We start from the raw sequence: 23,894 nt of genomic DNA on the forward strand, positions 1-23,894 counted from the left end.
AAGAAAGAGGAAAACATCGTAATGAGAAAACAAGTTCCCGTCGAAAAAGGAAAATCATACGAGATTGAAATCAAGACGCTCGGTACGAGCGGCGAAGGCGTAGGCCGCTATCAGGACTTCACGGTCTTTGTGCCTTACGCTTTGCCGGGGGAGAAAGTCCTAGCAGTCATTGCCGAAGTCAAAAAGACTTACGCCAAGGGCCAGGTGACGAAAATCCTCACGAAGAGCGCCGACCGCGTAGAACCCGTTTGCAGCATCTATGACAAATGCGGTGGCTGCCAGCTGCAGCACCTTGACTATATGGCCCAGCTCAAGGCCAAACGCCAGCAGGTCATCGACGCTGTCACGCGCATCGGCAAACAGCCGGATCTTTTCGTGGAGCAGACAATCGGCGCGGCAACGCCGTGGAACTACCGCAACAAGATGCAGTTCCCCATCGGCCGGGAGAAGGGCAAGACCATCATCGGCTGCTTCGCCCAGGGTAGCCACGAAATCATCGATACCACCGACTGCCATATCCAGAAGGAAGGCAATAATGATGTGGTCAATGCCGTGCGCGAAATCGTCACCAAGCTCAATATCCCCGTTTACAACGAGGACAAGCATACCGGCGTCCTGCGTCATGTGGTGGGCCGCGTGGGCAAGAACGGCGACATCATGGTGGTCATCGTGACGGCTACGAAGACCATGCCGCGAGAGAAAGAATTCGTCAAGATGCTGCGGGCGAAACTGCCGAAGGTCGTCAGCATCCATCAGAATATCCAGACCTATCACAACAACGTCATCATGGGACGCGATACGAAACTCCTCTGGGGCCGCCCGACCATCCAGGATAGCATCGGCCGCCTGAACTTCCATATCTCGCCGCGATCCTTCTTCCAGGTCAATACGGCCCAGGCAGAGGTGCTCTATAACAAGGCCCTGGAATTTGCCAATTTGACCGGTCAGGAAACGGTCATCGATGCTTACTGCGGCACGGGAACGATAACCCTGTTCCTTGCCCAGAAGGCCAGAAGCGTCATCGGTATCGAAATCGTGAAACCAGCTATCCACGATGCCCAGAAAAACGCGCGGGACAACAACGTGCGCAACGCTGAATTCATCGTTGGCGACGCGACCCAGGTCATGCCACGGCTCTATAAGCAGGGCGTAAGAGCCGATGTCGTAGTCGTCGACCCGCCGCGTGCCGGCTGCACGCCGACGGTACTGGCAACCTTTGCCAACATGAAACCAGACCGCATCGTCTATGTCTCCTGCAACCCTGCCAGCCTAGCCCGCGACATCGCCCTCCTGGACGAACTCGGCTACAAAGCCGAAAAAGTCCAGCCTGTGGATATGTTTCCGTGCACTTCGCACGTCGAAAGCGTCTGCCTGCTGACGCGGAAAGAGAAGATGGCGGAATAAACGATAGCGGAAAGCTGCTCAGCGGTATGGGCGTATAGCTGCGCCGCTGGTTCATTGCTGAAAAGCCTGTGTTCCTATCAGAAACGATAGGAACATAGGCTTTTTTTCTTGAGGAGAGTAACACTTTCTGAAGTACAGGGATATAAAGAACAGAAGCTTGAGATAGCAAGCTGCCGAACATGATTTTCAGTAATAAGTTTTTTCAATGTTGCATAGGCATATCGATATTGAAATAATATTTAAGAGTATGAATATTTATGCCGATAAAGTCATAAAAGAGAAGAAAATCAGTGAAAGTGTAGGGCGCAAGAGGAGGAAATCATTATGAAAAAACGTATCTTGGTTTTGGTAGCAGTTATGATGATGGCTCTGTCGGGGCTGTGCATGGCGCATATGACTGGCGGCAGCATCAATGGTCTGGTCAATACGGATGATGGACAGAAAGTTGCTATCTTTACCGCTGAAGGCTATTCGGTGGCAACGGTTTTGGAATACCCTGTCGACTATCCGCTGGAAGACCATGATGTCATCGAAGCGGTTAATGGATACCTGACGCAGACTGGCCGTTTGCGGATTAAAGATATGCATAATGGTTCCAGCCGGATTATCGTTCAGATTGAGGGCGTGAGACTGTCGGAGACAGAAGCTATGAGCTGGCTGGCACATGGTGGCAAATTCTATTAAGGGAATATGATTGTAAAACTTCTTCTGTGCAGTTGAACTGTCCATGGAAGAAGTTTTTTTATGGCAGGGATTATCCGTTATGCTAACGAATATATACGGCAAACAAATTTGTTTCGCGAAATTGTGGATACAGTGTAGAAGTATAGTGCTTATAGGGAAGGATGGACAGTATGGGACGGAAAAGGATTTTGTCAGGGAAAAGAGTTTCTGCTTTGACAGCAGCAATACTGTCGGGATTAGCTATGTCCATGACTTGTGAGGCGGGGACATCACCGTATCTGGCAACAGAGTATTCCTATTATCAGGATAAGCCTTTTGCCGAGATATATTTCTTGCGTCAGGGGCAGGGGCTAGGAGATAAGGAGCGATGGCTGGTAGATCCAGCATTGTACAATCTGTCGGCCCCCATTATACGAGGAACGGTAGACGGTATATCGTATTGGACCGGTATACTGGGGCCGCGGGATAAGAGTACCACTCCCTGGCAGATATTTATCACTACTTTTGGGCAGCAAAGTGCTGAGGGGATTACCTTTTCGTTGAATTCAGATGGCAAAAGAAATGCTTATGATAGTATCGTCAAGCAGGGATTTTTCCTTGCAGATAAAATACAGGAGGGCGATACGATCAAGTCATTGAGTTATGAGGCGGCAAAAGCAGATACACTGGCAAAAGGGATATACGCTTTGGGAAATGTCGTTATCGGCAAATACTTAGGTGCAGAGAGGTCAGGGGTCGTCGATGGCTGGTGGGTAGATGCAGATACCGTACTGACCAATAACGAGCAGGCCAATGATTTTGTGGGGACTATCCGCCACGAACTGGGACATGCGCTGGGAATTGTTTTTGTTGACCATGTGGAAAATGGTCGATATTATGTTAATCCCTATATAGAAGACAAACGCAGCTGGACGTTGCATCTGGTGGATCAAAACGGTAATCCGGCCAAGCCGGGAATGCCAATCGTGACATCGGCAGAGGCAACGGACCCCAGTAAGAGTTTGGTGGTTGATAAAGAGGTTACGCCTGATGGCAAAGGCTATTTATACTTTGTCGGCGAACATGTGACGGAGGTTCTGGATGGGGCGACATTTTTTGGACGCTCCGCTTTGCCGATAAATGGTTGGGAAGAACAGACCGAAAGGGGAAAATATAAATTTGAGGGCTCACATCTGCAAACGGCGGGCATGATGAGTCATCGCGATTACACGAATTATACTTCCTTTTTGGAGGTAGAACTGGCGGTCATGCAGGATTTGGGCTATGACTTTGACCGCAAAGCCTATTTTGGCCGGTCTATTTATGGCAATGGCGGTACGATCATAAATAACCAGGGCTTTTCCCAGCGCAATGCGGAGGGGACTGCTTATCTGAAAAATACCTACAGCGTGGTGCCTTTGGGAATTGGTTTGCATATCTATGGGGCGAATAACAAAGTAACGCAGAATGCTAATATCCTGACTGCTGGCACAGGAGCTGTGGGAGTCCGGGTGGATGGTACTGGCAATACGCTGATTGTGCCGCAGAAAACGGAAATTCATGCTGACGGGCGGTGTGGCAATGGCTTGATGGTGACTTATGGCAACGGCCATACCGTAGAGCAGGCTGGAACGGTGACTGCTGCAGGCGATGGCGGTACAGGCGTGCGCTTTGACTTTGGCTCCAGTTCCAATGGCGCCCGCGATGAGTACCGTGGTTCCTATATTCGTTATACGCGTCGTGTGAATCCGGATGGCAAAATAGGCAAGGCTGAAAATCTATCCTTAACGATCGATGATGCGGATACTTATAATACGAATAAAGACGAATTAAAAGGAGCTTTGATTGACAGCTACAACTTGTCTGGCAGGTTGGCAGGCAGTGAGAATGCCATCTACATTGGCAAGAATGCCTTTGTAAAGAATATCAACATCAATAATGGTGCCAGCATTCAAGGGAATATCACTTCCGACTGGAAGCAGTTTGGTGCGGAAGCCTGTGAGGGGATTTATAACGGTGTAAAGGGAAAAAAAGGGTCGGCAGCGGAGACCGATGCCTTGAAAATCCAGTATAAGGGGACTTACGATTACGATACATACATCCCTGACCTGGTGACCAATCTCAATTTCAATACGGATATGTACTATAACGGCAACATCATTGGTGAAGACAATATGAAGTTGAATGTCCAGTCGGGAACGCTTACCTACGAAGGAATTGCCAATGTGGCAAGTGTGCAGGTGGCAGCTGATGCAGCACTGCTTGGCGGTACATATACCGTAAATGATATGGTCAGCAAAATGAGTGGTGATTTTCCTGTAGATGATACCACAGGCTATCTTATCAGCGCGGGGACTATCGGAGCTTCGTCTGCGGATAAGAATATGACGATTAACGGCAATTTGGTATCTAATGGCAATCTGCAGGCCTATGGCGGCGGTAAAGGCGGCCAGATAAAGGTCACCGGTGATGCGCATATTGACGGGTCAACAGTGACGGCATATTCTATGCTGCCGGGAGAGAAAAAGACTGTCCTTACATCAGAGTCATCCATAAAGGGAAAAATCAAAAATGCCGATACGGCGATGCCGGTTTCAGGCATGCTCAATGCCCAGGGGAATATCCAAGGCAATACGATTGAAGCAGAAACGACAGCCGCCAACAATTTGGGGGCTACGGATGCAGCCGTAAACGATACTTACGATGCGGTGATAAATATGTATGACAGTATGGGAGCGGAAAAATCCCAGCAGGGGGAGCTGCGTAAATTATTCTCCATGGAACCGGAAACAGCAGCTCGTGCCTTGACGGATATATCTTCCCCGAATGCTGCCTATGGCATGGCCATGGCGCAGACCAACACAATGACCAGTCATATACTGTCTGCGCGGCTGGCAGAAGCCTATGCCAGGAAGAATGTTGATGTCAGTGTTCCTGCAGCTAAATTAGCTGATGAGGAGGAGAATGCGGTCAATGATGGTTTGCATATGCGGGCGGAAGTTGATTTGCCGGTGGAAAACAATATCTGGCTTAAAACTGCCAAGAACTGGGGCGAGTTAAAAGGTGGTGCCAATTATCATGGTACGACCTTTGCGCTGGGTTATGATAAGGCGGCAGGAAAGAACTGGCGGGTGGGCGGTTTTGTCAGCTATGGCAACAGTTCCTTTGCGGCTGGTTCAGCCAGCAGCAAGGTGCAGGATACGCGTTTAGGCGTATATGCCGGCTACAAGTACGGCCCGCATGAGAGCTATGTTTACTTGAATCACGGCTGGCTCAAAAATGACTTGAGCAGAGGGATAACAGGCATTGGCGTGGCTAAGGCTGATTACGACAGTCATATCTTGGAATTGGGTGGTGAATACAAGCACGACTTGCAGGCGGGCAAAGTGGCCACTTGGCATGTGAGCCCGTATGTCAATATGCAACTGTCGCATTTGTGGCAGGATGGTTATACGGAAAGTGGTGCAGGTGCATTAGGTCAAAGAGTCGATAGCGCAGGCAATACCTATTTTGCCACTGGGACGGGAATGGAGTTCAAACGCTATTTAAGCAAGGGCAGTTATGCAATGCGGCTGGGGCTCAAGCATGCTTTCAGTGGTGCTAATCCGCGGGTGACTTTTGGTCTTGCTGGTGGCGGTGCATCTGTTTTTGAAATGCGCGGTCAGCAGGATAAGACGCATATGGTGCTGTCACTGAGTGGCGAAAATGAATTTTCGCCAGGCTGGACGGTTTCCGGCGATGCAGTGCTGGAACGTGGCAGCCACGACCGTGATGCGATGTGTGCCGTGACACTGCGACGTATGTGGTGACTTTGTATCATCAGAATGCGCCGTCTGTGGGGCGGCGGAATGTATGCATCAGGAATCTTGGGAGCGGCATGATGAAAAGCTGAGGTCAAAAAGAGACTTACGTCTATTAAGATGGTGATTATAATAGTTACTTTTTAATACGTATATGCGTAAAAGTAGCTATTATATTGACTATTATAGTTCCCGGTTGTATAATATAGGAGAGAGTAATACGCATTAAAAGGGAGGTAAGATCAATGGTTGATATGAATACAACGATTGCAAATAATATACTCGTATTGCTAAAAAAACACAATAGAAAGCAGACCAATCTTGCGGATGCACTTAAAACAAATAAGCAGACAGTAAATAAGATGCTCAACGGAACACGTATGATTAACGCCGTTGAGCTAAAAGCTATTGCAGATTACCTCGGTGTGAGGATGGAGGAGCTAACCCAGATATCTAAAGCACATTCTGTAACTGATGTTGTTCATGCATTTATGGGGAAGGTTCAGTCTGAACAAGCGAAGCAGGCGCTGCAAATTGCTGATGATCTTTCAGATATGATTTTGTTTCACAAGAGAGTCCGCGAAAATGGCAATGCCATGCTGGTTGCTTGGGAGGATGATTGATGGGAAATGTTTTTGAGGAAAGCTTATTCAGCAAATGGCCAAAACGGTTCGAGAAAATAGATTTTCAGGCTAAATCTTTTACTGCAAATTATTGTGGAAGTTCTATTATTCGTGAGTCTATATTCGGAATAGTATCGAATTATGCACGAAAAAGGGAATTATCTTTAGAAATACTTAGGTATCCGTTTAAAGATGATGAACTTTGGGCTTTTACATTTGTAAAAAAAGGTACAGTATTTCTTTGCGTTAATTCTGGGCTTGCTATATGTAAACAGATTTTTGCAGTAGCTCATGAGTTATATCATATACACTGTTATGCAGAAGATATCGATCCTGATACGATTACATGTGGATCGTTATTAGATTCAAAAACTGTCGATGAGTTAGCGGTGTCAAAGGAAGACCTGGAAGCCAATGCATTTGCAGGGTTAATATTGATGCCGGATAGTATGTTGGATGAACAGCTTAAACTTTTTGGTATAGTAGGAGAGCGGATTTCTGTAGATGATGTCTTGACTTTGATGGATTTGTTTGCACTTCCATATAAAGCGGTTGTATTACGGCTGGCGGAGAATCATAATATCTCACCCGCAAAAACAAAGGAACTACTTATGGTGGATGCAGATTTTGTGTCTGAAAGGATAAAGCTTACCGGGAAGGCACTGGGATGGCAGCAGGCTAATAGCAATCTAGTATATTTGGGCAGTTTGCTTGATGATATGGAGCATAACAGTGAGAATGATTTGCTGACTGATAGCCGGGTGGAATCAGATAAACAGTACTTGGGGAGAATCAGAAAGGACTTTCGTAAGGAAAGTTAAGGTGAGCGCATGACAAAAGAGAAATATGCTCTTCTAGATACTGATTTCATTTCCAAGGCACATCTGATTCGTAAGGATGATCAGAATAAATTGATTGATCGGATAATGGAAATGCCTAGATATCAATTTTACTGCCATGAACAGATAAGGAAAGAACTGATTAAGCATAATGTTGGTAATTCTCCTGAGTGGTTAGAGACTAAGATTTCTGATGGCTCTGTTCATTGTATTTCCGATGAAGAAATCATAGCTGACCTGCATACCATTTATTCCGATTCTGCTGAGGCAGTATATGCAAATATGCTCAGAAATGGATGTGAAGCATATAAAAGTGGTCATTTTGAAGAGAATTTTATACGACTGCAAGCACTGGATTATCTGTCGATATCCAAAGAGTTGTTTCTTCAGGAACTAAAGGCGGATTGTGATGAAATTGGTGAAGGGAAGAATCTTGGAGAGCTTAAAAGCTATGTACTTCTTCAGGTATTGAGTACAAAATTGGGTGAGCAGGTCTATGTTTTTTGCTCCGATGATAAAAATGCCAGAAGTGGGATAGTTAGTCTTGGTAGCGCCAGATGCATTAGTGTACTAACAGCTTTTATGCGGCTATATAAAGAAGGCGTTCTCTTGAGAAAGGATGCGGAGCCTTATCTTCAGGCATATCTCAGTGAATGCAAGAAACATCATCAGACGACGTTCAGAGTTCATGATAAATCTAAGCAGATGCAAATGTGTAAGGTTCCATGTGAACAGGTAATCAGGGAAATGTATGCTGGTAAGTTGGAGTTGCTGCAGAACGGAAACTTGAGGTATAAATAGTAAATAACATAGATGAAATGATTAAAGGATCATGTGGAGAGCATGGTCCTTTTTGTATGCATAATAATCCGGAGAAAGGAGGGGAACAGACAGAAAGTCGTAGCTTACAGCTATGATGTGCAGTTGCGTTGCAGGGGATTTTTGGCATTCCGCTGTCTCTGGTTAGCTCAGGTTGGTAATAATTTTTTTACGGTGAGTTTTTTGTGGAAAAGAACGACATCTTAACGTATCACATCTGAAACGGGGAGAATATGGAATACAAGTATGGAACTCGGCAGTTTTGGTGTAGAAGGTATTGTAAAATAGATGTATAATGAATAGAAGAAATAATGTTAAGAAAAATGTAAATATGCTTCAACGATAATAGTATTCCTAAAATGCTTAGGAAGGATTACAATCAAGGGGGGGAAATGATGGAAGGTTTGACGCCTACAGAGCTAAAATCAATATTATTTTCGAAAAGAGCTAATGTTTTTTATTTGGAAAAGTGTCGTGTTATGCAGAAGGATGGGCGAGTACTGTATCTAAAAGAGGGGAAGAAAGCTAATCAATATTGGAACATTCCTATTGCAAATACGACGGTGATTCTTTTGGGGACGGGAACATCGATAACTCAGGCGGCAGTAAGAATGTTGTCCAGTGCAGGTGTTTTAGTTGGCTTCTGTGGTGGAGGAGCTACACCATTGTTGGCAGGAACGGAAATAGAATGGATGAGCCCTCAAAGCGAATACCGTCCGACACAATATGTGCAGGGGTGGTTATCGTTTTGGTTTGACGAGGATAAAAGATTGTTGGCAGCTAAAAATTTTCAAAATAAGCGTTGCGATTTTTTTGAACGTGTATGGACTAAGGATCGGGATTTGCATGATGAAGGTTTTTATGTTGATGATAGAGAGATAGAGGGGGCGTTGCAAAGTTTTCGACGGTCTATCGATGCGGTAGCAAATGTAAATGAATTGTTGTCTGCAGAGGCAAATTTCGCTAAGCAACTATATAAATATTCAGCCAAACATGCGGATTATGGTGATTTTACACGAGATGTAAATGGACTGGATACAGCTAATATTTTCCTGAACCACGGAAATTATTTGGCGTACGGTATGGCTGCATCAGCTTTATGGGTCTTGGGGATTCCACATGGTTTTGCGGTGATGCATGGTAAAACAAGGCGTGGTGCTTTGGTTTTTGATGTAGCTGATTTGATTAAGGATGCTATCATTCTGCCAGGGGCATTCATTTGTGCTCGAAACAATTTAGAAAATCAAGAGTTCCGTGACTATTGCTTACAAAAGTTTACAGAGCATAAGGTCTTGGAAGTCATGTATGATACGGTCAAACAACAAAGTCAGAAATGGCAGAAGGGAGACGGTCTGGATGATGGTTATATTTACCAGCCAGAGTGACAAGAAAGCACTGAAGACAACTCGTTGGATTTTGGATGCTTTTGCGAATCGCATCGGTAATGATACTTGGCAGACTGTTATTACCGAGGATGGCTTGCGGATGGTGCACAATCTTCTTAGACGGCATGCGACCAAGAGCTTGTCTGTATCCTGCCGCTGGATTCGGTCTCGTACTCGCAGTCAATTGTTATGGATTGTGGGAGATAGAACACGTTTTAATGAGGACGGGTATGTTCCTGTAAATAGCACGCAAAAAGATGTAATACACAATGCATGGGAAAATAATTGGCAGTACCTGCCGGAGATAAAAGCTTTGGCAGCGGTGGCGGCGTTGCTTCATGATTGGGGGAAGGCAAATGATGCTTTTCAGAAATTGTTGCAGGGGAAGAATGGGCAAGAGCTTTATCGTCATGAATGGTTGAGTTGTAAATTGTTAGAAGGGCTGGTATGTCTATCGGACAATCCGTTGGATGATACTTGGCTGCAACAGCTGCAAATGGGAACCTTCCCGGAGAGGAAATTGATAAACTGGATAAAGGAAAATGCAGGTAAGACGTTTACTGCTATGCCACCGATGGCTGCTTTACTCTGTTGGTTGATCCTCTCCCATCATCGATTACCGAAGCTGAATGATGAGGATAGCAAACGATATAAATGTACGGAGGTAGCAGCGATTTCTCAATTGTTGGTACAAATCAGTGCAGATTGGGGCTATATAAAAGGGGAAAAGGCAACTATAGAATTTTCCAAAGGCTTGGTTGTTTCAGCTTCATGGCAAAAAATGCTGAAAAAATGGTGTGGACGCCTGCTGGAACAAAAGGATATATTGCATGATCTATATACGAAAAATAATGTTCGTTCGTTGCTCGTATACGCAAGAGTAAGTCTGATGTTGGCAGATTATACTGTATCGGCTAAGAATAAGGATGATAGCTGGCAGGAGAAGAGCCTGCTTTATGCCAATACGCAAAAACAGCAGGTGAAGCAGTATTTGGCTGAACATTTGGTGCGTGTAGCAGAACAGGCAACGGCCATTGCCCAGCGGTTGCCGAAGCTTGCGGAGGGGATGAGTAGGGGGGGGGATATAGCCGAGCTGCGTAAAAAGAGCCCATCAGATTATGCTTGGCAGGACAAAGCTGTTGCCAAGATCCGTGACGTTCAGCAACAACAGGTTAAAGCTGGGCGGAACCAGGGAGGGTGGTTTATTATCAATATGGCAGGGACTGGCTGTGGTAAGACTTTTGCTAACGCTAAAATCATGCAGGCAGTTTCGCCGGATGGTAAATCCCTGCGTTATAGTTTGCTGCTAGGATTGCGTAGTCTGACGCTGCAGACAGGTCAGGAATATCGAGCGAGGATAGGTATGGATGCCGGTGATATGGCGGTTTTGGTCGGTGCAGCGGCAATAAAGGATTTATATACAGAATCAGGATCTTGGGAGGATAACAGTGATACATCGTGTATGAATGAGTTACTGCCGGGGGAGATATATGCAGATTTCCCTCAAGAAGATAAATTCTTGCAGGTGTTATTTGCATCATCTCGAGCAGCGGTAGGGAAAAATCGTGATTTGCTGTATGCTCCTGTTCTGGTAGCAACGATTGACCATTTGATGCCAGCCGTGGAAAGTGTGCGTGGCGGACGGCATATTTTGCCATTGCTCCGTATGATGTCAGCAGATATTGTCATTGATGAAATTGATGATTTTGCTGGAGCTGATTTGGTGGCTATTGCTCGATTGGTTCACACTGCAGGTTTACTGGGGAAAAATGTAATTCTATCGTCAGCGACCATACCGCCTGATTTGGCAGAAGGACTGTTTTCTGCCTATGCTGGCGGTAGAGCTGAATATACACGTTTTTTTGGCTGTCATAGTGAACTGAATTGTGTATGGGTGGATGAATTCCAGACTAAAATCCATAGTTTGGTTGATAGTGAACAGGATAAAATTTTGGTAGATTATCGGCAGTGGCATAAAGACTTTTCCTTGAAGCATAAGGCTAAGCTGGAGCTGCAGCCGGCGAAGCGGTATGGTTGGATTGTGGATTGTAAGCAACTTCAGGGGGTATCGGAAAGGGAGCAGCGCTTGTCAGGATACTTTCAAGCTATACAAGAAGCTATATTGCAGTTGCACGCGTGTTATGCAGTCAAAGATAAAAAGACGGGCAAAAAAATTTCTTTGGGTGTTGTTCGCTTGGCTCATATTACGCCTTGTGTTTTGGCGGCAAAGTATTTGTTGAAATCGGCGTGGCCAGACGATTGTGTGCCACGTATCATGGTGTATCATAGCCGGCAGACGGCGTTATTGCGTAGTATGCAGGAAAAATATCTTGATAAGGTTTTAAAACGCAAGAATCAGGATGTTCCGGAGGTTGATTTTGATGATGTTGTCTTGCGACGTCATATTGACGGGACAGATGCGCAGAATGTCATATTTATTTTGGTGTCAACACCTGTTGAAGAAGTAGGTCGAGACCATGATTTCGATTGGGCAGTTATTGAGCCGTCGTCTTATCGTTCAATCATTCAATTGGCTGGGCGTATCCGTCGCCATCGACATGCTATGGATAAGGGAACGGTGGGCAATATTGCCATTATGCAGTATAACATTGAAGCGTTGGCTGCAAAGAAGAAAATAGTATTTGCCATGCCTGGCTTTGAATGTAAGCAATATGTGCTTTCAAGCCATGATATGAATTGTTTGGTGGATATCCGGCAACTTGCTGATGGAATCAATGCTGCACCGAGAATAGTACGACCGGAGAATCTTCATCCCCATGATAAGTTGGTTCATCTGGAACATCAGGTTTTGACTGATTTTCGGGATTTGACTCTGCATGGCGCTGCCTATATCCATGGTTGGCAGGAAGAATCATGGTGGTTGACAGCTTTGCCGCAGCAATTCAATAAGTTCCGTGAAGGAAAGCAGGAGATTGAGCTCTGTTTGCAGGATAAAGTGGGAGATGGGCTGGCTTTTTATGAACAAAGCCAACAGACCAAGAAATGGGTAAAACGTGAAGATACTTATGGTATTGTACATGAACAAGTGGAGGAAGAAGGGCGTTTTTGGTTGGAACGAAATTATCAGCAAGCCATGGCAGGCTATCTAGCAGGCAAGGATAGGTGGGCGGCTAGCTTGCGCGTTGGAGTTTTGACAATTCCAGGGCGTGCAGATTGGCGATATGCGGATCAATATGGTATGTACAGATTAGGTGACGATATGTTAAGATAAAAACGTAGTTGCTATCCATCGGATAGATGGCTTAGAAATTTATATATTTAATTATCTTTTAGTCCGCCGTGTAGGCGGTGAAAGAGATAAAACCTTTATATATTTAATTATAAATTGACATTGGGCGATAATGTGGGTTATAATATCATTAACATAAGATATGGAATATTTCAGAAACGAGGTGAAGATGGTGAGTATTTTCTCAGATTATGTCCAGTCTGAAGCGGATAAGAAGAATAAATCTAAAAAAGAATGGCTGTTAGATATAGCTAAAAATGCTGACAAATGCTTATTTGCAACCCATATAGGAAGGTTTACGAATCCAGATGTGACAGTCAATTGGCAAGCAAATATAAACGACAGACCGGCAGAAGGTTATGTGTCAACGGCATCTGTATCTTGTAGCACGGATGTATTTGTGGCGGCCAATTACATGGCAACAGCCAGTTTGTTGCAACAAAAGTTGGAAGATGGCAAAAGCGTTTACGAACATCTGCTGTTGGATGATGATTATTTGGCGCAGGATATCACAGACACGGGAGCAGACTATGTGGTCGTTCGCAGTGCGTTGTTGGAGATAAGAACCCATGAAAAGCCGACAACTACCGATACACGGTTGAAGCAAGTATATTTTCCTGTGGGGGATGGGTATCATTTGCTGACGGTGTTGCCACCGTCCAGTTTGATGCAGGAAGTGCGATTGCGCATCCGGGCTATGGAGGATGATGCGAGACAGGCATGTGATAAAAAGTCAGAAAAATACGGCGATGTTCATGAACGTATATATAATCTTACGCAAATGAAGTTCGGAGGAACGAAGCCTCAAAATATCTCGTTCAATAATAATCGATTGGGGGGACGTTCGTATATGCTCCCCTCGTTGCCGCCTAATGTGAGGGAACAGACGATAGCATATCCTCGTAACGACTTTTTCCGTGACACGTTAAGACTGCGAGATTTCAGGTATTTATTCCTGCAATTGCATGGTTGTTATACGGATAATCGGAATAATCTTGCGATACGTCAAAAGATTCGTGGCGTAGAAAAGAAAATAATGGACAGGGCAATGCAAAGCGTATATGCATTACGGCAGAAGGAAGGTGGCTGGAGTGATTCACGCAGGCTTAGTAAGGCTCAGCGTATTTGGCTGGATGAAAAGTATAAAGCAGAGCGATATGAAGAGGATGGCTGGCAGCCTGATATTGTCAAAGATTTTTCAGCGTGGCTGATGCTGACCTATGAGTGGATTTTGAAGCGAGATAAGATTCTGTTGGGGGATGGAGAATTAAAGGCATTATCAAAAGAAATATGTGTGCTTATCAGAGAGGATTTGCAAAAACAGTAGAAAAATACATAGAAAGGGGGACGTGGGCGTGAAAACCTATTTTCTTGTGCCCAAATTGAGGATTCAAAATGCCAATGCGGCTAGCAGTCCATATACGGTGGGGGTTCCGGCTATGACGGCATGGTTGGGAATGATTCATGCCTTGCAAAGGCTGCTGCAGCGCCATGAACTATTGCAACAGATTCATCTGTCAAGAACGGCGGTTGTATGTCATAGCTGCGAATTGCAGGTCTTTAAGGAGGAAAACTATTATGGCGCGCTTATCGGTACCGCCAATCCACTCAAAAAAAGCAAAAAAACAGGGGCGTTTGAACGACCGCCGTTTGTAGAGGAAGCGCGTTGTCATTTGACGGTCAGCCTTTTGATGGAGGTTGAAGGATTGGATGGAAAAGATGTGGAGATTTTTGAGGAAAAAGCCAGACAGGAATTGCCCCGTTTGAAGGCTGCAAGCGGGGATATACTTGTGAAGCCAGAAGAGTGCGAGCGTTGGAAATTATACTATGCTGATGAATACGATGAAAACGATGAACGCAAGCTGTTGAGACAGCTTATGCCAGGTTATGCGATAGTAGAACGCGGTGATCTATTGAAGCATCGCGATGAGGTAGATGCCCTGGATAACCTGCTTGATGTGCTGAAAATTCGTTATCATGCGAATACTGATGAGCAGGGAAAAATAAGCTGGCAGAGAGAAAAAGTTGTCCCGGATGGCTGGCTGGTGCCAATTGCAGTTGGCTTTAGGGATTTGTCGGGGAAAATGACGATAGAGGGACAGCGCTCCTACGACTATGAGCATCATTTTGTTGAACCATTAGTAACGGTAGGTGAATTCGTTATGCCGTACAGGTGCAATACTTTGAACGACATCCTATGGGAATACCAATATGATGAACAAGCAGGTTCATATGTTTGTCAGAATAACTTTTTACATAAAGGGGAGGACTAAAAATGGCTAAGAAAGACGTTATTCCATCTGTATTATCGTTTGAGAAAAAGCTAGTGGTTTCTGACGGCTATATGTACGGAACAGTTTGGACAGAGGGGCATGATAGTGAAACGGAAAAATTGAGATTGGTGGAAAAGTCTGTGCGGGGAACGATATCCAACCGACTGGAAAAGGTTATTCAAAATGATCCTGCCAAGCTGAATGCAAAAGTGGAGAACGCAAATTTGCAACAGATTGATTCTTGCGCCTTGGGAATGGATAAAGATACATTGAAACTATCCTTTACAATCAAGGTATTAGGTGGATTAGAGAAGCCCTCTGCATGTAACAATGCAGATTTTGCCGTAAGCTATGCCGATGCGGTCAAGAATTATCTGCAGAATACTGGTTGCAAAGAGCTGGCGTATCGTTATGCATATAACATAGCTTGTGGCCGATTTTTATGGCGCAACCGTCTAGGTGCAGAGAAGATAGATGTTGTGGTTCGAACAGAAGAGTTGGTTCAGACTTTTGACGCTTACGGATTTTCATTGCGTGATTTTGAGGAAAATACGCAGCTTGAAGCATTGACTGCGAAGATTGCAGATGTTTTGTCGGGCAAGAGGGCGCATCTCTTTATTGAAGTTGATGCTTATGCCAGATTGGGAACAGGGCAGGAAGTCTATCCTAGTGAAGAATTGGTGTTCGACAAGGGAAATAGCCGGAAGAGTAAGATTTTGTATCAGGTAAATGGTGTAGCAGCGATGCATTCGCAGAAGTTAGGAAATGCCTTGAGGACTATTGATACTTGGTATCCTGATTTTGCTACGGAGGCAGGTGTAGGTCCCATTGCGATTGAACCTTATGGAGCTGTGACGAATTTGGGCAAGGCCTTTAGAAATCCGAAAGAGAAGGTGGATTTCTACACTTTATTTGATAAATTTGCTCTGGGTGAGAAGTTGAGCTGTGTGGAAGAAGAGCACTATGTGATGGCTGTATTGGTTCGTGGCGGTGTGTTCGGCAAGGGGTGAGTTTGATGAAGTATTATCAGGAACTTACTATACTACCGGATGGAGAAGTGTCCGAAAATCAGATATGGAGTAAAGTATATCATCAGTTACATATTGCATTAGCAGATCGGATGGATAATGGACTGAAAGGGCGAATAGGGGTTTCGTTTCCAGGGTATACAAATGAACGAAAAATAAAACTTGGCAATAAATTACGCATATTTGCCGAAGATGAGAATGAATTGGCCGAAATGGATGTAAAAAAATGGTTGCATCGTTATCAGGATTATGTTCATATAACACAAATCCGTTTGGTACCAGACAGGTTGAGAGGGTATGCAATATATCGTCGTTATCATCCAAAGGCTAACGCTTCGCAAAAGGCTAGGAGATATGCCAAAAGGCATGGGATAGATTATGATGAGGCGATAAAGCTTTTTCCAATAGAGATTCCCGATACTAATTTACCTTATATACAAATGAGCAGTGAAACTAATAGCCAGAAATATAAACTTTATGTGGAGAAGTTACCATATAATAGTGAAGTAGCTGAAGGCTTTGGGAGTTATGGGTTGGATAATAAGTCTACCGTACCAGATTTTTGACCCAAAATTTTTTGCAAGAGCTTACCCCCTTGATTTCAAGGGCAGAAAGTGCAATGGGATAAAAAAGGGGTATAATAGTAATTAGGGTAAGGTGCCCTTTATTTAAAAGGGGAGAGGGTGGTAATTGCTACAGTGTTCCGCCGTATAGGCGGCTTAGAAAACGAGCGAAAGGAAAACTCGTGAGGGGTTTTGCGTGTTCCGCCGTATAGGCGGCTTAGAAATGTTGTCCCCACCACAAGACCAATCACAAGACGTGTTCCGCCGTATAGGCGGCTTAGAAATTATGACATTATTGTCGATGGTATTACCAAGAGTGTTCCGCCGTATAGGCGGCTTAGAAAAACTGCCATAGCCACTTCATCATCAAATGCATGTGTTCCGCCGTATAGGCGGCTTAGAAAAACAAAAGAACCGCCCTGAATGATAGCTAAAAGTGTTCCGCCGTATAGGCGGCTTAGAAAGTATACGCGCGCGATATTGGCGTCACGGCGTGGTGTTCCGCCGTATAGGCGGCTTAGAAATCAAAGCTAGTTCCGTAAAAGATAGCAGGCACGTGTTCCGCCGTATAGGCGGCTTAGAAAACCTTTGTAATCATTCCAGCAACCGCACTGTAGTGTTCCGCCGTATAGGCGGCTTAGAAACCTAGAATGGAATCATCTCACTGTCAATCTCAGTGTTCCGCCGTATAGGCGGCTTAGAAATCTAAGTCGTACTGACCAGCGGTGCAAAAGAAGTGTTCCGCCGTATAGGCGGCTTAGAAATCGAGGGGAGCGTCCGAAGCGGCAAGACTGTGGGTGTTCCGCCGTATAGGCGGCTTAGAAATAAAAAATACGCTCTGGCTTACCTAAATTGCCGTGTTCCGCCGTATAGGCGGCTTAGAAACCCACCAGATAGCAGTTGCCCTTGCTGCCTGAGTGTTCCGCCGTATAGGCGGCTTAGAAAAGACTCGGAGAGCCCCGAAGAAACTTGGCCTGTGTGTTCCGCCGTATAGGCGGCTTAGAAATGTCGAAAAACTAGCTGATTTGCTAGGGTATGGTGTTCCGCCGTATAGGCGGCTTAGAAAGCCACTTGGCAAACTTGGCGCACTCGGACTAGGTGTTTCGCCGTATAGGCGGCTTAGAAAAGCGGAAACGTGACATGCGTGATCGCGAAGAAGTGTTCCGCCGTATAGGCGGCTTAGAAATTTAGTGTGGAAACCATAGTACCGCTTGCCGCGTGTTCCGCCGTATAGGCGGCTTAGTGCCATCTATAAATACATAGCTGGATGTGTTAATATTATATTAAGTGTTAGTTCGATTTTTTCGGTTTTTGAAACGTCAAACTGAAGTGTTACCTCTGGTGAAATTTGAACCATAGCGTTAGTTTTAGAAATTGATGGTGATGGCATATGTACGAATTGGATTGGCAACATTTTTCAGCTACGGATTTTGCTGATCTGCAGACGCGGCTGCGGGAGGCTTGGCAGGAGATTTTGCCGGGCGGGGAGTATTATGGGCAGATCCGCATCTGTGATGTTTGCTATGATATTCAGGCGGAATGGCTGGCTCGCGGCCAGGGGGAAGACATCTTTGTGACGATGAGCCCGTTTTTTCCGCATGATTTGGCATCTGCTGAGGAACCGTATCAGGAAATGGTCGAGGGGATGCCTTTTGATACGGCGGATGATGCAAGTATTGTCTATGCGAGAGAAGATTTCCTGGCGCTCAGCTATCTGCGTTTCTGTGACGATGCCACACAGAAAATCCAGCAGATGCTCCAAAAGGCTGTATTTGCCAAGGCCTTGGCACAGAATACGGATTTTTGGGAGCGGCATGATGAAAAGCTGCGGCAGAAAAGAGGTCGGTTGAATGAGTGATATCGGGAAGATGCTTATCGGCATGGGCATATTGCTGATCGTGGTCGGAGGGATCCTGCATTTTGGCGGTAAATTCCTGCCCCTGGGAAAGCTGCCTGGTGATATCAGCATCACGGGCGAACATGGTTCCTTCTATTTTCCAGTGGTGACCTGCATTATCATCAGCATTGTGCTGAGTGTGATAGCGAATTTGTTTCATCGATAAAAAAGAGATTTCGTTAGTGGGCTTGTAAAAGCTGCTAGCGAAATTTTTTTTATCGATGAAGTTGGAGAAGTAAGAGGGGGTGCAAGGGGGCTCGGTTTTGATTTGGATGCGTTGCTAGCATTAATCAATTGCAGGCTGGGGGATAATGGCTTGCCGGCAATAAAGCAGTTCGCAGAAATAAGCAAGGCAGAAGCGAGGGTATTGTTTGTAGTGTTGGGAACGATGTTAGAGTATGTTGGGTATAGGGAAGAAGCAAATCGGTATTATCATATGCTCGCTGCTGTGACATGCCCAATCTGTAAGCAGCGGTTTGTCCTGGCAGATCGCTGGGGGGGTTGACAGGTCTGTGCTCGGAAACAAGGATTTGGGGCGTGCAGGAAGATAAAATCAGGGGTAAATGCAGGAGAAATCAAGACAAATCGAGAATTAATCAGAAAGCATTCGCCGGAGGAGGGGGATTTTGATGAATATCTTGGTTTGTATCAAACAAGTTCCGGGGTCGAACAAGGTGGAGGTAGATCCGGTGACAGGCGTGTTGAAACGCAACAGTGCCGATGCCAAGCTGAATCCTTATGACCTGTATGCGCTGGAAACGGGGCTGCGGCTGCGAGAGCAGTATGGCGGCTCAGTCAGTGTACTCACCATGGGACCGCCGCAAGCGAAGGCGATACTCTACGAAGCCTTTGCGATGGGCGCTGACCGTGGCTGCCTTATCACAGACCGCAAGTTCGGCGGTGCAGATGTGCTGGCCACCAGCTATACCCTGTCCCAGGGCATCAAGCGGTTTGGCGATTTCGATCTGATTCTCTGCGGCTTGCAGACTACGGATGGAGATACTGCGCAGGTGGGCCCTGAGCTATCGGAGCAGCTGGACATCCCCTGTGTCTGCAATGTGCGGCAGATAAAGGAAGTCCAAGATAAAACTATCTGTGTGGAGATGGAAATGTCTGAGGATATGGAAGCCTTGCAGGTTGCTTTTCCCTGTCTGCTGACGGTACAAAAAGATATTTACGAGCCTCGCCTGCCTTCGTATAAAAAAGCAAAGGAAACCTGCGAGCGGACGATTGAGATGTATACGCTGACGGATATGGCGGATACGGATGAACACCACTATGGATTGGATGGCTCGCCGACACAAGTGCAGCGGATCTTCCCGCCTGAGGTGCATAAGGCACAGGAAATCTGGCAGGGAACCGGCCAGGAGCTGGCAGATCGCCTGCATCAGCTTTTGAAGCAGCAGAAGTTCATCGTCTAGGAGGCGCGCTATGGGAAAATTAGTCATCCATCCCGATAAGATCCAGGATATCAAGGCCTTAGTGGCTATCTGTCCCTTCGGTGCCATGCAGGAGCAAGGTGGCAGTGTGGAGATCACAGCTGCCTGCCGTTTGTGCAAGCTTTGTGTGAAAAAGGGCGGCGGTGCTGTTGAATTCGTGGAGGAAGAACAGCAGGCAAGCATCGATAAGAGCAAGTGGCAGGGCATCGCAGTGTATATCGATCATGTAGATGGTCGGGTGCATCCGGTGTCCTATGAGCTTTTGGGCAAGGCACGGGAGCTGGCCGATAAGATCCAGCAGGAAGTGCTGGCCTTGTTCATGGGGGAGAATATCGGTGCAGCGGCCGAGGAACTGCGCCATTATGGTGCGGACCGGATATTTGTCTGTGACAAGCCTGCTCTGGCGAAATTCAATATGGAACCCTATGCCAATGTTTTTGCGCAGTTCATACGGCAGGTGAAGCCTGCCGCTATCCTGGTCGGAGCGACACCGGTGGGACGGCAGCTGGCTCCGCGGGTGGCCGCACGCTTCCATACGGGACTGACTGCTGACTGCACCGTACTGGATATCCGCGAGAACACCGACCTGGTGCAGATCCGTCCAGCCTTTGGCGGCAATATCATGGCGGAGATCCTCACGCCCAACAACCGCCCGCAGATGGCTACTGTCCGCTACAAGATCATGGATGCGCCGCAGCGCAGTGAGGCGGCCCGCGGGCGCATCGAAACCTTGGCGGTGGACGATGCTGCGCTGGTATCCCGAATTGCCGTGCTGGGCATTACGAAAAAGCCCAAGGAAAAGAGCATCGAGCAGGCCGATGTGCTTGTGGTGGCAGGCCGTGGCATCAAAAAGAAAGAGGACTTGTCCTTGGTTTATGATCTGGCAGAGGCATTGGGGGGCGACTTTGCCTGCACGCGGCCGTTGATCGAGAATGGCTGGATGGACCCTCGGCGGCAGATTGGCCTGTCCGGGCGCACAGTGCGGCCGAAGCTCATCATCACCTGCGGGGTTTCTGGAGCAATCCAGTTTGTGGCGGGGATGGACCACGCCGAGGAGATCGTTGCCATCAATAGCGATCCCAAAGCGCCGATTTTCAGGGTGGCAAATTATGCAGTGGTGGGAGATCTATATGAGATCGTGCCACGGCTCATTGCCGATATCCAGCAGGGGAGGGAGCGCGCATGACGGAGTATAAACAGGTGACCGAAGAAGACCTGGCAGTGCTGGCTGGTTTTGTGGACCGGGAGCGGCTGCTCTTCGGGGACGAAATCAATGAGGAGTACAGCCATGATGAGCTGGCCAGCGAGCGTGTCTATCCCTCGCTGGTGGCACGGGTGACCTCGACGGAGGAAGTATCAAAGCTCATGGCCTATGCCAATGAACATCATATCGCGGTCACGCCGCGCGGAGCAGGTACGGGGCTCGTGGGAGCCGCTGTGGCGGTGGAACGTGGTCTCATGATTGACACCACCCTGATGAATCATGTGCTGGAGCTCGATGAGGAGAACCTGACCTTGACGGTGGAGCCGGGCATGCTGCTGATGGAACTGCGCAGTTACGTTGAGGAGCGGGGCTTCTACTATCCTCCTGATCCGGGAGAGAAATCTGCGACCATCGGTGGCAATATCAGCACCAATGCTGGCGGCATGACGGCGGTGAAGTACGGGGTGACCCGCGACTATGTGCGCGGTTTGGAGGTAGTGTTGGCCGATGGCACGGTTCTCCAGCTGGGGGGCAAGGTGGTGAAAAACAGTTCGGGCTACGATCTGAAGGACATGATCGTTGGCTCGGAGGGCACCTTGGCCTTCGTGACCAAGGCCATATTGAAGCTCCTGCCCTTGCCCAAAAAGAATGTGAGCCTGCTCGTGCCTTTCCCTACGCTGGAGCAGGCCATCGGCACGGTGCCATTGATCATCAAGTCCAAGGCGGTGCCTACTGCCATCGAATTCATGGAGCGGGAGGTGATCCTGGATGCGGAGGAATTCCTCGGGCGGAAATTCCCCGACAATCAGGCCGATGCCTACCTGCTGCTGAAATTCGATGGCAATACGATGGAGGAGATTGCTTCGTATTACGATGATACGGCGCAGATCTGCCTGGATCAGGGAGCCATCGACATCCTCATCGCCGATACAGAGGAACGCAGTGCGCCGGTCTGGAAAACGCGCGGTGCCTTCCTGGAAGCCATCAAGGCATCGACCAGCATGATGGATGAAGTGGATGTGGTAGTGCCCCGCAGCCGGGTCAACGACTTTGTGGAATTTGTCCATCAGCTGCGTCAAGACATCGGCATCCGCATCAAGTCCTTCGGCCATGCGGGAGATGGCAATCTTCATGTCTATATCCTGCGGGATGATCTGTCCGATGAAAAGTGGCGGGAGCTCATGCGGCTGGCGATGAAGCGCATGTATGCCAAGGCGCGGGAGCTGCAGGGACAGGTATCGGGAGAGCATGGCATCGGCCTGGTAAAGCGCCCCTATCTGAAGGAATCCCTGCCGGAAGCGAGCCTGGTGCTGATGCGGGGCATCAAGCAGGTCTTTGATCCGAATAATATTCTCAATCCACATAAGGTATGCCAGATGTGAGATATGGTATACTATATCTGTCGATGTTTTGTATGGTCTGGCTGCAGCGGGGGCTGCAGGCTGGAAACCGTGGAATTGGAGGTATTACGGATGAAAGAATTGATTTGCAAACCCATAGGCTATATACAGTCTCCTTATAAGACCCGCGAAACGACGCCGAAAAGCGGGGATGAGTACCCGGAGCAGGAAGCTGTGATGGAGATTTCCGAGGAATATGCAGCAGCCATGGCTGACATGGAGGCTGGGAAATCCTATGAGGTGCTGTTCTGGTTCGACAAGGTCAGCGATGTGAAGCTGACGGTTCCTTACCGGGGCGTCGGCCCGATGATGGGAATCTTCTCCACCCATGCGCCATATCGTCCAAATCCAATCGGGGCGTCGGTCGTGAAGGTGACGAAAATCGAAGGCAGCCGTGTATATTTCACAGGCGTGGATATGATGGATGGAACGCCGGTGCTGGATATAAAGCCTGCGGATAACTGAGGGAAGCGGGCGTGATATCAAAGGGGCATGGTGCAAAAAACTTAGGACATAAGCAGGATTTTTGGCTAGTCGTAGGGAAATCAGTAGCTAGGAAGAGTGTATATTTCTGTGAGGAGGAAACGCACATCATGAAAGATTTGCATCGAGCCGTAGATGCTATGCATCATCCCTATCAGTATTCAGATCTGGAGTTGGAGCGCGCCCTTGAAGCAATCCAGGAAAGTCCTCTGAAACAATTCTATAAGGAATATTACAAGAATCTCTACAAACGCATCCTGGAGTGCAAAAAGAAAAATCAGAGTGCAGTCGGAGAGCTGGGCTATTTTGGTGGCTGAAGAATGACAGAATAAAAGACAAGCGTGATTAGCAGTAAGGTAAGCGCGCTTGTCTTTTTTTGCAGATGAAAGGATGGATAGCATGAACAAAGTATATTGTTATAGCAGATGCTCGACCTGTCAGAAGGCATTGAAGTGGCTGGATGCGCATAGAGTGGCGTATGAGCTGGTGGATATCAAGGCGGATCATCCCTCGGAAGAAGACCTGCGCAGGTATCATGAGCAGAGCGGGCTGCCGCTGAAACGGTTCTTCAATACCAGCGGGCAGTTGTACCGCCAGCTGGAGTTGGCCAAGAAGCTGCCGGCGATGCCGGAGGCAGAGCAGTTCAAGCTGTTGGCCTCTGATGGCATGCTGGTAAAACGGCCGCTGGTCATAGCAGGGGCGAAGGTCCTCACGGGATTCAAGGAACCGGAGTGGGAAAGGGTATTCTTGAACGGCAGCCGATAACTGCTATAATGAAAGTAGTCAAAATTAGTCATCCGGTTAGCAGGAATTGAGGGTTGAAG

General features: G+C 47.1%; 20 protein-coding genes and 1 CRISPR repeat array. All 20 genes read left to right on the forward strand.

Translation table 11 applies throughout. The annotated features are described in order from the left end of the window. Positions 1-21 precede the first annotated feature (21 nt). The 20 genes from rlmD to BM181_RS01000 all read left to right on the forward strand — a co-directional run bounded on the left by rlmD (position 22) and on the right by BM181_RS01000 (position 23,835). Complete coding sequence (gene rlmD, locus BM181_RS00895) at positions 22-1,404, forward strand: 23S rRNA (uracil(1939)-C(5))-methyltransferase RlmD (protein ID WP_075441539.1); 1,383 nt, start codon at positions 22-24, stop codon at positions 1,402-1,404. Between the two features lie 324 nt (positions 1,405-1,728). Beyond that, positions 1,729-2,088 (forward strand): hypothetical protein, encoded by a 360-nt coding sequence (locus BM181_RS00900; protein ID WP_075441541.1) that lies wholly within the window; start codon positions 1,729-1,731, stop codon positions 2,086-2,088. 212 nt (positions 2,089-2,300) lie between these two features. Beyond that, positions 2,301-5,876, forward strand: a complete 3,576-nt coding sequence (locus BM181_RS00910) for an autotransporter outer membrane beta-barrel domain-containing protein (protein WP_177207136.1) — start codon at positions 2,301-2,303, stop codon at positions 5,874-5,876. A 236-nt stretch (positions 5,877-6,112) separates the two neighbouring features. Further along, positions 6,113-6,490 carry a helix-turn-helix transcriptional regulator gene (locus BM181_RS00915; RefSeq protein WP_075441547.1) on the forward strand — a complete coding sequence of 126 codons (378 nt, stop codon included), beginning with the start codon at positions 6,113-6,115 and terminating at the stop codon, positions 6,488-6,490. Next, positions 6,490-7,311 carry an ImmA/IrrE family metallo-endopeptidase gene (locus tag BM181_RS00920; protein ID WP_075441549.1) on the forward strand — a complete coding sequence of 274 codons (822 nt, stop codon included), beginning with the start codon at positions 6,490-6,492 and terminating at the stop codon, positions 7,309-7,311. The genes BM181_RS00915 and BM181_RS00920 overlap by 1 nt, the downstream gene beginning before the upstream one ends. Before the next feature lie 9 nt (positions 7,312-7,320). Beyond that, positions 7,321-8,130, forward strand: coding sequence for a hypothetical protein (locus BM181_RS00925; RefSeq protein ID WP_075441551.1), 810 nt, complete (start codon positions 7,321-7,323; stop codon positions 8,128-8,130). 410 nt (positions 8,131-8,540) lie between these two features. Further along, positions 8,541-9,533 carry a type I-F CRISPR-associated endonuclease Cas1f gene (gene cas1f / locus BM181_RS00930; RefSeq protein ID WP_256211227.1) on the forward strand — a complete coding sequence of 331 codons (993 nt, stop codon included), beginning with the start codon at positions 8,541-8,543 and terminating at the stop codon, positions 9,531-9,533. Then, a complete protein-coding gene (gene cas3f, locus BM181_RS00935) occupies positions 9,505-12,765 on the forward strand; it encodes a type I-F CRISPR-associated helicase Cas3f (protein ID WP_075441555.1) in 3,261 nt (1,086 codons plus the stop codon). Before cas1f ends, cas3f begins: the two co-directional genes overlap by 29 nt. A 187-nt stretch (positions 12,766-12,952) precedes the next feature. After that, complete coding sequence (locus BM181_RS00940; protein WP_177207137.1) at positions 12,953-14,110, forward strand: type I-F CRISPR-associated protein Csy1; 1,158 nt, start codon at positions 12,953-12,955, stop codon at positions 14,108-14,110. A gap of 28 nt (positions 14,111-14,138) precedes the next feature. Then, entirely contained in the window at positions 14,139-15,056 is a 918-nt protein-coding gene (gene csy2, locus BM181_RS00945; RefSeq protein ID WP_075441559.1) for a type I-F CRISPR-associated protein Csy2, read from the forward strand. 2 nt (positions 15,057-15,058) lie between these two features. Then, entirely contained in the window at positions 15,059-16,066 is a 1,008-nt protein-coding gene (csy3, locus tag BM181_RS00950; protein WP_075441561.1) for a type I-F CRISPR-associated protein Csy3, read from the forward strand. Between the two features lie 5 nt (positions 16,067-16,071). Then, on the forward strand, positions 16,072-16,650 hold the full coding sequence (gene cas6f, locus BM181_RS00955) for a type I-F CRISPR-associated endoribonuclease Cas6/Csy4 (RefSeq protein ID WP_075441563.1): 579 nt from the start codon (positions 16,072-16,074) through the stop codon (positions 16,648-16,650). 132 nt (positions 16,651-16,782) lie between these two features. Then, positions 16,783-17,893: a CRISPR direct-repeat array (repeat unit 28 nt; unit sequence GTGTTCCGCCGTATAGGCGGCTTAGAAA). A 144-nt stretch (positions 17,894-18,037) separates the two neighbouring features. Beyond that, on the forward strand, positions 18,038-18,505 hold the full coding sequence (locus BM181_RS00960) for a hypothetical protein (protein WP_075441565.1): 468 nt from the start codon (positions 18,038-18,040) through the stop codon (positions 18,503-18,505). After that, on the forward strand, positions 18,498-18,710 hold the full coding sequence (locus BM181_RS00965) for a DUF2905 domain-containing protein (protein WP_075441567.1): 213 nt from the start codon (positions 18,498-18,500) through the stop codon (positions 18,708-18,710). Before BM181_RS00960 ends, BM181_RS00965 begins: the two co-directional genes overlap by 8 nt. Positions 18,711-19,173: 463 nt before the next feature. After that, the gene (locus tag BM181_RS00975; RefSeq protein ID WP_075441571.1) at positions 19,174-19,965 is read left to right on the forward strand and encodes an electron transfer flavoprotein subunit beta/FixA family protein; all 792 of its coding nucleotides are present in this window, start codon (positions 19,174-19,176) and stop codon (positions 19,963-19,965) included. A 10-nt stretch (positions 19,966-19,975) separates the two neighbouring features. Continuing rightward, positions 19,976-21,169 carry an electron transfer flavoprotein subunit alpha/FixB family protein gene (locus BM181_RS00980; protein WP_075441573.1) on the forward strand — a complete coding sequence of 398 codons (1,194 nt, stop codon included), beginning with the start codon at positions 19,976-19,978 and terminating at the stop codon, positions 21,167-21,169. Next, a complete protein-coding gene (locus BM181_RS00985; protein ID WP_074513446.1) occupies positions 21,166-22,569 on the forward strand; it encodes an FAD-binding oxidoreductase in 1,404 nt (467 codons plus the stop codon). The genes BM181_RS00980 and BM181_RS00985 overlap by 4 nt, the downstream gene beginning before the upstream one ends. A gap of 90 nt (positions 22,570-22,659) precedes the next feature. Then, positions 22,660-23,052: a tRNA (N6-threonylcarbamoyladenosine(37)-N6)-methyltransferase TrmO gene (gene tsaA / locus BM181_RS00990; RefSeq protein ID WP_075441575.1), complete on the forward strand. Its 393-nt coding sequence runs from the start codon at positions 22,660-22,662 to the stop codon at positions 23,050-23,052. Between the two features lie 128 nt (positions 23,053-23,180). Then, positions 23,181-23,387, forward strand: a complete 207-nt coding sequence (locus BM181_RS00995; protein ID WP_075441577.1) for a hypothetical protein — start codon at positions 23,181-23,183, stop codon at positions 23,385-23,387. A gap of 82 nt (positions 23,388-23,469) precedes the next feature. Then, positions 23,470-23,835 carry an arsenate reductase family protein gene (locus BM181_RS01000; protein ID WP_075441647.1) on the forward strand — a complete coding sequence of 122 codons (366 nt, stop codon included), beginning with the start codon at positions 23,470-23,472 and terminating at the stop codon, positions 23,833-23,835. The last annotated feature ends 59 nt before the right edge of the window (positions 23,836-23,894 follow it).

It is taken from the genome of Pseudoselenomonas ruminantium, from assembly GCF_900113715.1.
Classification (GTDB): domain Bacteria; phylum Bacillota; class Negativicutes; order Selenomonadales; family Selenomonadaceae; genus Selenomonas_A; species Selenomonas_A caprae.

Bases quoted from the DNA above. Each gene is read 5' to 3' on its own strand.
- rlmD (WP_075441539.1), top strand. From the start codon at position 22: ATGAGAAAACAAGTTCCCGTCGAAAAAGGAAAATCATACGAGATTGAA.
- BM181_RS00900 (WP_075441541.1), top strand. From the start codon at position 1,729: ATGAAAAAACGTATCTTGGTTTTGGTAGCAGTTATGATGATGGCTCTG.
- BM181_RS00915 (WP_075441547.1), top strand. From the start codon at position 6,113: ATGGTTGATATGAATACAACGATTGCAAATAATATACTCGTATTGCTA.
- BM181_RS00920 (WP_075441549.1), top strand. From the start codon at position 6,490: ATGGGAAATGTTTTTGAGGAAAGCTTATTCAGCAAATGGCCAAAACGG.
- BM181_RS00925 (WP_075441551.1), top strand. From the start codon at position 7,321: ATGACAAAAGAGAAATATGCTCTTCTAGATACTGATTTCATTTCCAAG.
- cas1f (WP_256211227.1), top strand. From the start codon at position 8,541: ATGATGGAAGGTTTGACGCCTACAGAGCTAAAATCAATATTATTTTCG.
- cas3f (WP_075441555.1), top strand. From the start codon at position 9,505: ATGATGGTTATATTTACCAGCCAGAGTGACAAGAAAGCACTGAAGACA.
- BM181_RS00940 (WP_177207137.1), top strand. From the start codon at position 12,953: ATGGTGAGTATTTTCTCAGATTATGTCCAGTCTGAAGCGGATAAGAAG.
- csy3 (WP_075441561.1), top strand. From the start codon at position 15,059: ATGGCTAAGAAAGACGTTATTCCATCTGTATTATCGTTTGAGAAAAAG.
- cas6f (WP_075441563.1), top strand. From the start codon at position 16,072: ATGAAGTATTATCAGGAACTTACTATACTACCGGATGGAGAAGTGTCC.
- BM181_RS00960 (WP_075441565.1), top strand. From the start codon at position 18,038: ATGTACGAATTGGATTGGCAACATTTTTCAGCTACGGATTTTGCTGAT.
- BM181_RS00965 (WP_075441567.1), top strand. From the start codon at position 18,498: ATGAGTGATATCGGGAAGATGCTTATCGGCATGGGCATATTGCTGATC.
- BM181_RS00975 (WP_075441571.1), top strand. From the start codon at position 19,174: ATGAATATCTTGGTTTGTATCAAACAAGTTCCGGGGTCGAACAAGGTG.
- BM181_RS00980 (WP_075441573.1), top strand. From the start codon at position 19,976: ATGGGAAAATTAGTCATCCATCCCGATAAGATCCAGGATATCAAGGCC.
- BM181_RS00985 (WP_074513446.1), top strand. From the start codon at position 21,166: ATGACGGAGTATAAACAGGTGACCGAAGAAGACCTGGCAGTGCTGGCT.
- tsaA (WP_075441575.1), top strand. From the start codon at position 22,660: ATGAAAGAATTGATTTGCAAACCCATAGGCTATATACAGTCTCCTTAT.
- BM181_RS00995 (WP_075441577.1), top strand. From the start codon at position 23,181: ATGAAAGATTTGCATCGAGCCGTAGATGCTATGCATCATCCCTATCAG.
- BM181_RS01000 (WP_075441647.1), top strand. From the start codon at position 23,470: ATGAACAAAGTATATTGTTATAGCAGATGCTCGACCTGTCAGAAGGCA.